Source organism: Eubacterium sp. MSJ-13, assembly GCF_018918235.1.
Classification (GTDB): Bacteria; Bacillota; Clostridia; order Lachnospirales; family Lachnospiraceae; genus Butyribacter.
Genome location: NZ_JAHLQE010000079.1, coordinates 1 through 11315, shown reverse-complemented (window position 1 = coordinate 11315; position 11315 = coordinate 1). Strand labels below are relative to the sequence as shown.

At 33.6% G+C, this 11315-nt stretch carries 10 protein-coding genes; 7 read left to right on the top strand and 3 right to left on the bottom strand.

Going from position 1 to position 11315, the window contains the following annotated elements; all coding sequences use genetic code 11:
* The 5 genes from KQI69_RS04820 to KQI69_RS04800 all read left to right on the top strand — a co-directional run.
* Window positions 1-347, top strand: a 347-nt coding sequence (locus tag KQI69_RS04820; RefSeq protein ID WP_216564217.1) for an ECF transporter S component, incomplete at its 5' end; no start/stop codon positions are given.
* Window positions 348-594: 247 nt separating this feature from the next.
* Window positions 595-1017 (top strand): DUF3592 domain-containing protein, encoded by a 423-nt coding sequence (locus KQI69_RS04815; RefSeq protein ID WP_216564216.1) that lies wholly within the window; start codon window positions 595-597, stop codon window positions 1015-1017.
* A 31-nt stretch (window positions 1018-1048) separates the two neighbouring features.
* Window positions 1049-2518: an extracellular solute-binding protein gene (locus tag KQI69_RS04810; protein ID WP_216564215.1), complete on the top strand. Its 1470-nt coding sequence runs from the start codon at window positions 1049-1051 to the stop codon at window positions 2516-2518.
* Window positions 2519-2547: 29 nt separating this feature from the next.
* Window positions 2548-6441: an ATP-binding protein gene (locus tag KQI69_RS04805; protein ID WP_216564214.1), complete on the top strand. Its 3894-nt coding sequence runs from the start codon at window positions 2548-2550 to the stop codon at window positions 6439-6441.
* A 43-nt stretch (window positions 6442-6484) separates the two neighbouring features.
* Complete coding sequence (locus KQI69_RS04800) at window positions 6485-6916, top strand: SseB family protein (protein WP_216564213.1); 432 nt, start codon at window positions 6485-6487, stop codon at window positions 6914-6916.
* On the opposite strand, the gene KQI69_RS04795 is transcribed toward KQI69_RS04800, so the two are convergent.
* The 3 genes from KQI69_RS04795 to KQI69_RS04785 are packed head-to-tail and all read right to left on the bottom strand — an operon-like array spanning window position 6903 to window position 8978.
* Window positions 6903-8486 (bottom strand): recombinase family protein, encoded by a 1584-nt coding sequence (locus tag KQI69_RS04795; protein ID WP_216564212.1) that lies wholly within the window; start codon window positions 8484-8486, stop codon window positions 6903-6905. The genes KQI69_RS04800 and KQI69_RS04795 overlap by 14 nt on opposite strands.
* A complete protein-coding gene (locus KQI69_RS04790; RefSeq protein ID WP_216564211.1) occupies window positions 8479-8640 on the bottom strand; it encodes a hypothetical protein in 162 nt (53 codons plus the stop codon). Before KQI69_RS04790 ends, KQI69_RS04795 begins: the two co-directional genes overlap by 8 nt.
* A gap of 50 nt (window positions 8641-8690) precedes the next feature.
* Window positions 8691-8978 carry a hypothetical protein gene (locus KQI69_RS04785; protein ID WP_216564210.1) on the bottom strand — a complete coding sequence of 96 codons (288 nt, stop codon included), beginning with the start codon at window positions 8976-8978 and terminating at the stop codon, window positions 8691-8693.
* A gap of 238 nt (window positions 8979-9216) precedes the next feature.
* On the opposite strand from KQI69_RS04785, the gene KQI69_RS04780 reads away from it, so the two are divergent.
* The gene (locus KQI69_RS04780) at window positions 9217-10338 is read left to right on the top strand and encodes an aldo/keto reductase (RefSeq protein WP_216564209.1); all 1122 of its coding nucleotides are present in this window, start codon (window positions 9217-9219) and stop codon (window positions 10336-10338) included.
* 93 nt (window positions 10339-10431) lie between these two features.
* A complete protein-coding gene (upp, locus tag KQI69_RS04775) occupies window positions 10432-11061 on the top strand; it encodes a uracil phosphoribosyltransferase (RefSeq protein ID WP_216564208.1) in 630 nt (209 codons plus the stop codon).
* Window positions 11062-11315: the final 254 nt, after the last annotated feature.

Genomic DNA, 11315 nt, shown 5'->3' with positions numbered 1-11315 from the left:
TTTCAAACTTCATACTCGGGTGCGCATTTGTAGTGCCGGCAGGAGTTATTTATAAAAAGAAAAGTGACAAAAAAGGAGCTGTATTAGCTTCGCTTACGGGAACTGTAGCAATGTCACTTTTAAGTATTGTATCAAACTATTTCTTTGTATATCCTATTTATTATAATTTTATGCCTAAGGAAATGATACTTAAAGCATATCAGGCAATCTTTCCGGGAGTACACAGTATATTACAGGCACTTGTAGTGTTTAATGTACCGTTTACATTATTAAAAGGTGTGATATGTGTTGTGTTTGCATGGATTTTATATGTACCTCTTGCTCCTATGATGCGCATCGAGGAATGATATATTTATGTAGACAAATTCAGATATAAATTGTTAAGGGTAAGGCTATGATGCAGGTTTAATAAAATTTGAACCTGCATCATTTTTGTGTAAGATAAATGTTTATAGTAATAGTATGTTCTTATTGATTTTACAGTGGCTGCTTTTATGATTGATATTGAGTAAATTTGATTTTTAAGGGTCTAAGATGTATACTATACGCAAAGGTCAGAAACATAAATTTATATTAGAACGGAGTGGTTTACAGGTGATTATAGGAATTTTTCTGGTTGTGACATTTTTTACGGCGTCATTTGTACTTATATATTTATCAATGAGAGCAAAAAAAGAAATGGAACGTAAAAAAATAGAATGTACGGAAATTGCAAAAGGTACAGTAGAGGAGATACGGAAAATAGGTGATGGTGAAAACAATGATAATTATTATCCGACCTTTGCTTTTTTTGATGGCAATTGTATAGTGCAGGAAGAGTCGAAAATAGGATATTCCAAAGGTGTATGGAAAAAAGGCGATTCGGTACAGATAAGATTTAATGCAAAAAAACCATCTGATTTCTGGGTAGTCAGTGATTCCATACCGGTGTGGGTATGGCTTATTTCCATAGGGATTGGTTTTGCTGCAATTGGAGCATTAGGAATATTGCTGTGTTATTTTACAACAAAATATTAAAAGAACTTCAATAGAGAGGAATAAGTTTGGCATGAAAAAGACAGTTAAAAGTTTGCTTGTTATTTTGGTGGCAATAATTATTTTTGCAGGTTGTGGTGTTAAAGAAGGGATTAAGGATAATAAGGAAAATGTTAAATTGGATCCGGAAAATCCAGTTTCCATAAAGATATGGCATTATTATAATGGCAGCCAGCAGGCAGCGTTTGATGAGCTTGTAAATGAATTTAATTCAACAGAAGGCAAGGAACTTGGAATAAATGTAGAGGGGATTAGTCAGGGAACTGTTGCGGATCTTGCAAAGGTAGTTTCGGATTCTATCGATGGTAAAGTTGGTGCAGACAAGCTTCCAGACATATTTTCATCATATGCGGATAATGCATACTATGCGCTTCAAAAAGGGAAGCTGGTTGATCTTACAAAATATTTTTCAAAGAAAGAATTGCTAAAGTATGTTGACTCATATATAGATGAAGGTTATTTAAATGCAGATAAGGCTTTATATCTTTTTCCAGTTGCAAAGTCCACAGAGAGTCTTATGATAAATAAAACGGATTGGGAGCCGTTTGCTAAACAGACAGGTTCTTCACTTGATGAATTAAAAACGGTAGAGGGAATCGTAAAGGTCGCAAAGCGTTATTATGAATGGACGGATAAGAAAACACCTGATAAGCCAAATGATGGAAAGGCTTTTTATGGAAGAGATTCGATGTCAAACTATTTTGTTATAGGAATGAAGCAGCTTGGTAAAGATATTTTTGAAGTTAAAGATGGAAAGGTTAAATTTAATACAGATAAGAAACTTATAAAACGTCTGTGGGAAAATTATTATGTTCCATATATAAATGGTTATTTTACAGCACTTGGAAAATTCAGGTCAGATGATGTAAAAACAGGGGATATCCTTGCTTATACGGGGTCTTCAATGTCTGCGATGTATTTCCCTGACAAAGTGGAAGATGATAATACAGGATACAGTATAGATTATGAAGTACTTCCGGCTCCTGTTATGGCTGGTGGGGAGAATTATAAGGTTCAGCAGGGGGCAGACATGGCAGTTACCAAGTCTGACAAAAAACATGAATATGCATCATGTGTATTTCTTAAATGGTTCACACAGAAAGAGCAAAATCTGCAGTTTGCGTGTGAATCCGCATATATGCCTGTTTTAAAGTCAGCAAACAGTGTCAAATCATTGGATGAGGTTATTCATAAAAAATCATTAAATATAAACAATAAGACATATGACTGTCTTAAGAATGTTTTGAGTGATTTTGACAACACAAAATATTATATAACGAAAAATTTTGAGAATGGAAGCAATGCAAGAAATGTGCTGGAAAACAATTTATCAGATAGAGCACAAAAAGACAGAAAACAGATAGAAAAGGCATTGGCTAAAGGGAAAAATCGCAAAGAGCTTATAAAAGAATATACATCAGATAAGGCATTTGACAAGTGGTACAATGAATTTTGTAATGCACTTGATGAATCAGTAAAATAAAGATTTATGTTTTTTGGCAGGAGGAAGATTTGAAAAAAAAGAAAAGATTACTTCATATATTTTTGATACCACTGCTTGGAATAGTCCTTTTTCAGGGGGTGGCACCATTTTTAATGTTGTTTTTCAGCAGTGTAAAAGACAATCTGGAAAAGAATGCGGTGAATATGGATCGTCACATAATAGAAAACCGTCAGGTTGTTTTGCAGCATGCGATGAATGAACAGTGGGGAGGGATAAGCAAAGAAAGCGATGAATTGAATACTGCATTAAAAAGGGTGCTTAAAGGGGAAAATATAAATATAAAAGATTTTTTGAATTCTTCTTCTGCACAGCAAAAATATTTAAAAATGATATTTGAAAGTTCGATTTCAAGTTTACAGCATGGAACGAGTTCGGGATTATTTATAGTACTTGCAAATGGAAAGCGTACTGATATAGAAAGTGAGTACAATGGCTTTTTTGTAAGAGATTCTGAACCACAGACTAAGACGGCGAACAATGCTGATTTGTTACTTGAAAGGGGAAGTAAGAGACTGGCTCGTATAGAAAATATAACTTTAGATACGGCATGGACAACAAATTTTAGTTTTATGGGAGCAGGTAAGAGGAACGCAGATGATTTTTTTTATAAACCGCTTCTTACCGCACAAAAAAATAAGGATACTGATATGAAAAATCTCGGCTATTGGTCTGAGCCGTTTATTCTTGAAGAACATTATATGGACAATCATAAGATGATAACTTATTCCGTACCATTGTTATATGATAATGAGATATATGGAATTTTAGGTGTTGAGGTATCATTATCATATTTAAACACATTTTTTCCTGCCTCAGACCTTGATAGAGAACTTAATTCAGGGTATGGACTTGTGATAGAAAAGGAAAATGGAAAATTTGAAGTTATCACAGGAAATGGAACACTGTATGATACTGTTGCGCGTGAAAAAAAGCGGAGGCTGAAGGTATATAAAAAAATTCCAAAATTATATGAGATAGAAGGGGCAATGGTTGGAGAGAAGAAAATATATTCCGTAAAAAGTAATCTTGAATTGTACATAAATAATGCACCTTATGAAAATACGAAATGGGCATTATATGGTTTTGTATCCCAGAATTCTATATTTGCTCTGGGAGAGCAGGTTTATATGCATATTATCATTGCCATCTGTGTGTGTGCGCTTCTTGGAGTGATTGTGGTTGTATTGCTTATAAAATATGTTACTAAACCCGTGTATCGTCTTATGGAAAGTGTGAGAGGGGGGATACAGGGAATTCATGAATTTAAGGCATCTAATATAATGGAAATAGACGAACTGCATGATATTGTTGAGAAAGTTACGGATGCACAGAAAAAAATGGAGGAACAGCTCCTTGATGAAAAGGAGAGATACAGGCTGGCGGTTGAGAGTTCAAAAGATATATTTTTTACTTATGAGCTAAAAGATGATGTTATTGAGATCGTAAATAGTTCAGAATATGATGGAAGATGGGATTGCTCATATGATGACGAACATCCGCTGCTTAGCAGGATTCATCCTGCTGACCGGATAATGGTGTTGGATAGATTTAGGCATGACATCGGAAATATGAACATTGAATTTAGGCTTTTGATGGTTAAATATCATGCATACAGGTGGGTAAATCTGTGTGGAAGCCTTCTTAAAGATAATAATGGTGATGAGACAAGAATAGTTGGTTATATAAGAGACATAAATCAGCGAAAGGTACTTGAAATAGAAAAATTAAATAAGAAAAAATATGATTCGCTTACCTCATTGTATCACTTTGAAACAGGTATAGAGGCTGTAAAGGAGTTAAGAAGAAAAAGGTCTGATGGTACTTTATTTATAATGGATATTGACAGATTTATCAGTATTGATGAGCAGTATGGTCTTGTATTTGGTGATATTATTTTAAAGAAATTATCAGATATAATGATTGAATGTTGCAAAAGTAATGCGTTGTCAGATTATGTCTGTGTGCGTGCCGGTTCAGATGAGCTTCTTTGTTTTGGAACTGGTGTATCAATAAACGATATAGAAAACATAATTGAACAGATGAGCATAAAATTTTCTGGGATTACGAATGAAAAATATATGAAACTAAGTTTTAAGACAGGAATATCATTATCTGACAGAGTTATTTCAACAGAAAAATTGATAAAACAGGCTCAGACAGCAATGAGATTTTCAAAGGATAATGGGTCACTATATACTGTATATCAGCAGTTGGATGAAAAATATCAGAAAATTGATAATGAAACGAAGTTTGGTGAGATTGCATCATATGTTTACATAGAACAAATGTCGATAGTTTCAATAGCACTTAATCTATTTGACAAGGCTGGTAATTTTACAACAATACTGGATATATTTGTATTGAAACTTATCGAAAAATATAATATAAGTAATTTTTTGATTACAGCTTTTGGAGAAGAAAATTCAGCAGTAAGTATAGATTATGACTGGGCAGAAAATAAGAGAATAAATAGTAATAATTTAAAGATATTCAGATGTACAAAAGATGAGTGCGATGATTTTAGAAAAGTAACTGTTCTTGATACTGTAAGAACCATAAATGAGGCTATGCCCGTAAATCAAAGAATAGCAGAAAGTTATGGTGCTGAAGATGGAATTATTATAAATATGGAAGATAATGGAAAATATTTTGGAAGTATATTTTTACTTGGGATATCACCAGATATTTGTAATGATGATATGGAGAAAAAGAATCTCCAGGAAATTGGAACTATTATACAAAATCGCATAAATCTTGATAAACATGATTCTGCTGCACAGGCGAAATCTGATTTTTTGGCACGTATGTCACATGAGATAAGAACGCCGATGAATGGAATTATAGGAATGACGGAGATTGCAATTAAAAGAAATAAAGAAAGAAAAGCAGTTTCAGACTGCTTGATTAAAATCAAAAATTCATCTCACTATCTTCTTGGATTGATAAATGATATACTAGATATGTCAAAAATTGAGAGTGGAAAAATGCAGTTGATGGAGGATAAATTTGATTTAAGTAAGTCTCTTGTGTCTATTATTGATCTTATGAGTGCAAAATTTTCAGAAAAGAATATTAAATTCAGAAAGATTGAAGAATTGAAAAATAAATCTTTTTATGGAGATGAATTAAGAATAACACAGGTTCTTATAAATTTACTTGGAAATGCTGTAAAATACACAGAAGATAATGGTAATATAACATTAACTGTAAAGGAGGGATATACAGACGGAATAGTTTCAGAGTTGTATTTTGCTGTTGCTGATGATGGAATAGGTATAAGTAAGGAGGATCAGGAGCGTGTATTTAGAAGTTTTGAACAGGTCAAGGATTATGACAGTATATACAGGCAGGGGACGGGACTTGGCCTTGCGATAAGCAGCAGGCTGATTCATCTGATGGGAAGCAGTATAAAATTGCAGAGTTCACCAGGGGCAGGAAGTACATTTAGTTTTAAATTAAAATTAAATATTTCACAAATGGAAGAAACAGAAGAAGATAACAAAAGAAAAGATATTGATCTACATGGAAGGCATGTGCTTGTTGTTGAAGATAATGAGTTAAACAGTGAAATAATGTGTACGATTCTTAGAGATGAGGGAATCATAGTTGATACTGCGTTTGATGGACAACAGGCAGTTGATATAATAAGAAATTCAGAACCAGTGAAGTATGATCTTGTTTTTATGGATATAATGATGCCAAAGATGGATGGATTGGAAGCGACAAGAGAGATAAGAAGTATCGGGCGTGATGACTGTAGTAGATTACCTATTATTGCTATGAGTGCAAATGCGTTTGAAGAAGATGTAAAAAAATCTCTTGCAAGTGGAATGAATGCACACTTGTCTAAACCGTTAGACATTGGCAGGATGATGGAAGTAATGCAAAAATATATACAATGATGTATAATTATACATTAAAATCGTGATGGAAAGGAAATTATAGATGAAAAACAATAGTATAGACTTTACAAATAAAGTTGATGAGGGGCTTGTGGGAAATGAGCTTATAGAGAAAGCGGTAAAGGAACTTCAGAATGAGGCAACACAGGAAATGCTTGCACATACATTGACAGTCATAAGAAAAAGGATGAAGCAAAAGGGGCAGTTTGTAATTGCAGTAGAGCCATCTTTTGGATTAAGTCAGATGAATGTCAGTGTTGTAAAAACAGCAGATGGGATTAACTGGTGGACAGCTTTTACAAGTTTTGATGAGGAGATGAAAGGAGGAGATGGGGTTAAATCTACATTTCTTACTGATATTGAACAGTTATTACGAGCAGCGGTAAGTGCCGATGGCATTAATGGGATAATACTAAATCCGTGGAACAGGACGATTATGCTTGACAAAACACTTATAAATATTATTCTTGGTTAGGCATATCATAGTTATATATTATTTTAATTGTGTTATTATCATAAATATAAATACAGTTTACCATTTGTGTTATGATCAGCCTATCTGGTACGGATATCATATTTTTTTCAAGGATTTCGCTTAGGGCAGGTGGGATTTCGCAGGCATTTGGGTTTAAGATTGTATCTTTTATAATGTTATTGCAGGTGTTAAGCTTTTTTTTTAAATCTGAAATCTGTGAGTCACAGCGTTTTGTGAAGTTATAGTATTCTTCACTCGTGATCAGATGTTCATTAAAATCTTCAAAATATGCTCTTTTCTTTTGGATGAGTTTGTCGATTTTATATTGAATATGTTCATCTGTGTTTGCGTTATACGAATTTTTTTTAAATAAAGTAAATTCTTTGTGAAAAATTTGTTCTAAATTGTCTGTTTTTTTCAGTATATTGTTAAAATCATCAACAATAATTTTTAAAATTGTTGATTCAGAAATGCGATGCGATGAGCAGTGGCTTTTTCCATATCGGTTGTAGCTTCCGCATATAAATGTATTTTTACCATTTTTTGATGTTTTAACCATTGCTCTGCCACAATCACCACATTTTAAGATGCCTGCAAGCAGATGAATATTATGATTGGGCACAGTTTGGCGCACATTTTTTGCAAGAAGCGATTGAACACGGTTAAAAGTTGTTTTGTCTATTATTGCTTCGTGTGTATCTGGAACGATTATCCATTTGTCTTTAGGCAGAGGTGATGCGTTTTTACTGCATAATGTTCTGAATGATTTATTTTGAACCATGCAGCCGGTATACATTTCATTTTTGAGAATATTTCTTATGCTGCTGTAAGTCCAGTATGTTGTATAGTCTAGTCTGTTTCCATTTTTATAGTTGAGTCCCTGAAGTTTTTTGTATTCAGATGGGCATGGCACATTACTTTTATTAAGAATCTTAGCTATGGTATTCTGACCTGTACCTGAGAGATAAAGTGCGTAGATTTTTTTTACAATGGCAGCAGCAACAGGGTCAACTATAAGTTTATTGTGGTCATTGATTGATTTTTTATAGCCATAACAGGCAAAGGCTCCTATAAATTGTCCGGCTGTCTGTTTTGTGCGGAATGTGGAACGTACTTTTTTACTTATATCACGGGGATAAAATCCATTAAACATATTTTTTATGTCTATTATCATATCGCTGGATGTATCAAAATCAAAAAAATCTTTATCGATGTTGTCATCAATTGCAATAAAGCGGATTTTATGTTTAGGAAAAAAATCATGTATAAAATAGCTTGTTTTAGGACTGTTTCGTCCAAGCCTTGACAGATCTTTTACTATGATGCCGGATATGATTTCCTGATATATATCAGTTATAAGGTTTTTAAATCCTGGGCGTTCAAATGTTGTTCCACTGAAACCATCGTCAATATAAAGCTTATAAGGTGGTTTATCTGGCATATGTTTAATAAAAGATATAAGCTTTAATTTTTGATTTGAAACACTTAGACTTTCTGATCTGTCACCATCTTCGTGACTCAGTCTTATATATAATGCCCAATATTTACCACATTGTAACTTGTTATTCATAATAATGACTCCATTCTGAATGCTTGTTTTGTTCTACACTTTCAGTGTCAGATGATATCTCAAATTCAATATGTATTATTTTTTTTATTAAAGTTTCAGTATCATACAATTTTTTGTATTCACGGTAGACTGTTATATTGTTAATATCTTCCATGTATAACCTCCGGTTTTTGTTTCTGATTTTATTTTGTTAAAAAGAGTTGTTTAAAAATTCATTAAGATGATATTACCCCATGCAGCATCGAATGATAATGCGATTTTTGGTTTATCTGTATCAACACAGTAGATAGGAAGTTTTTTTTCTGAAATGATATGCGACATTGCTTGTCTTGAGACGTTATTCTGTTTTGTTGAAAATACAAAGGCAACGGCTATGCTTGCAAGGCATACAGTTGAAAGAATACATATGCCTGTTCTTAGAAAATGATATAATGTTGAATTTTCTTTAAAATTGTAAGAGGTTATTTTGTGAAAAAAATCATTGATATTCAAAATACTCTCCCAAAAATTTAGGAACATAAATATGTTAATACCTAAATACTATTTTTTTATATTTTTATGAAAATTAAGATGAAATATGCATTTAAACTGTTTAAAATAGATACATTATGTAAAAAAGAGAAATTAAATATTAATGTTATATGATAATTTTCTTATTTACGGTATAAAAAAAAGATGATAGTATAATAAATAGTTGTACATAGCTTTATACTAAGACAGGAGGAATTTTATGGGAGATAAAAAGCTTGGATTTGGTCTTATGAGATTGCCGTTATTAGACCCAAATGATGACAAGAGTATAGACATTGAACTTACCAAAAAGATGGTTGATAAGTTTATAGAAAAAGGCTTCACATATTTTGATACGGCGTGGATGTATTGTGGTTTTGAGAGCGAGAATGCAGTAAAGAAAGTACTTGTTGACAGATATCCAAGAGATAAGTATACTATTGCAACAAAGCTACATGCAGGATTTATAAAAAATAAAGACGACAGAGATAAAATTTTTAATACACAGCTTCAAAAAACCGGTGTTGATTATTTTGATTACTATCTGATTCATGATGTTGGGAAAGATCATTATAAGATATATAAAGAGCTTGAGTGTTTTGAATGGATTCAGGAGAAGAAAAAACAAGGGCTTGTAAGACATGTCGGATTTTCTTTTCATGATACTGCGGATGTGCTTGATATGGTACTGACAGAACATCCTGAGGTTGAATTTGTACAGTTGCAGATAAATTATCTCGATTGGGACAGCAGTGCGATACAGTCAGGAAAGTGCTATGATGTTGCCAAAAAGCATGGGGTGCCTGTATGGGTTATGGAACCAGTAAAGGGTGGAACACTAGCAAATGTGCCATATTCAGTAGAAAACATGTTTAAAGAGTATGCACCCGATATGTCGATACCTTCATGGGCAATAAGATTTGTCGCAAGTCTTGACAATGTAAAAATGGTTTTAAGTGGAATGAGCAATATGGAACAGCTTGAGGATAATACAGACTTTATGGCTGATTTTGTTCCATTAAATGAAGAAGAAATATGTATGGTAAAAAAGGCAGCAGAAATAATAAATGGAAATATAGAGATTCCATGTACAGGATGTTCCTATTGTACAGATGGCTGTCCGAAAAAAATTGCGATTCCGAAGTATTTTTCTCTTTATAATGCAGACAGGCAGGAGGCAAAGGACAAGGGATGGACACCGCAGGGTGAATATTATGATAGACTTACACAGAGTTTTGGCAAGGCAAGTGAATGTATTGCGTGCAGGCAGTGCGAAGGAGTCTGTCCGCAGCATCTTCCTATAGTGGAGAATCTAAAAAAGGTAGCAGATTATTTTGAGTAAGAAATATATTATTCAAAGTATGTGTGTAATAGAAATCAGTATACATGCAGTAGAATAATAACAATATTTATAAGTTTATAAAGTGAGGTAAAAATGGAAAACGTAAAAATTTTAAATCATCCTTTGTTACAGCATAAGATTTCAAGGCTGAGAGATGAGACAACAGGAACAAATGAATTCAGAGCTTTGGTAGAAGAGATAGCGATGCTTATGGGATATGAGGCACTCAGTGACCTTCCAACAGAAAATGTTGAAGTAAAGACACCGATAGAAATGTGCAAAACGCCTATGCTTTCAGGAAGAAAACTGGCAGTTGTCCCAATACTTCGTGCAGGACTTGGCATGGTTGGTGGGATAACAGCTTTAGTACCTACAGCAAAGATAGGTCATATTGGTCTTTGCAGAAATGAAGAAACACACCAGCCTGAGGAGTATTACTGTAAACTGCCTGATACGATAGAAGAAAGACAGGTGGTAGTTGTGGATCCAATGCTTGCAACAGGTGGTTCTGCTAAAGCGGCAATTGATTTTATAAAACAACGTGGTGGTAAAAATATAAAGTTTTTATGTATTATAGCAGCTCCGGAAGGTGTAAGAGTATTACATGAGGCACATCCCGATGTACAGGTATATGTAGGGCATCTTGACAGGGAACTTAATGAAGATGCATACATATGTCCAGGACTTGGTGATGCAGGAGATAGGATTTTTGGTACAAAGTAACAGTTCAGCCATAAAAAGTAAAAAAATGTGTTGACAGATGTCGAAAATGGTGTTAATATAGATTTCGCTGTCGCAGGGAAACAGGAATGAACGACTGGAAAGTGAGAGTCTTCCTTATAGGTACTGTGAAAGCGAAATCTTTTTTTGAAAGAAAAAAGTTCTTGACAATGTCGAAAAGATGTTGTAAGATAAATACCGCTGTCGCAACAAAGCGATAAGGAATAAAGCTTGAAAGCAAAAGATTTCTTATTAGA

Coding starts and splice junctions, on each gene's coding strand:
- KQI69_RS04800 (WP_216564213.1), top strand. CDS start 6,485: ATGAAAAACAATAGTATAGACTTTACAAATAAAGTTGATGAGGGGCTT.
- KQI69_RS04795 (WP_216564212.1), bottom strand. CDS start 8,486: ATGAATAACAAGTTACAATGTGGTAAATATTGGGCATTATATATAAGA.
- KQI69_RS04780 (WP_216564209.1), top strand. CDS start 9,217: ATGGGAGATAAAAAGCTTGGATTTGGTCTTATGAGATTGCCGTTATTA.
- KQI69_RS04790 (WP_216564211.1), bottom strand. CDS start 8,640: ATGGAAGATATTAACAATATAACAGTCTACCGTGAATACAAAAAATTG.
- upp (WP_216564208.1), top strand. CDS start 10,432: ATGGAAAACGTAAAAATTTTAAATCATCCTTTGTTACAGCATAAGATT.
- KQI69_RS04810 (WP_216564215.1), top strand. CDS start 1,049: ATGAAAAAGACAGTTAAAAGTTTGCTTGTTATTTTGGTGGCAATAATT.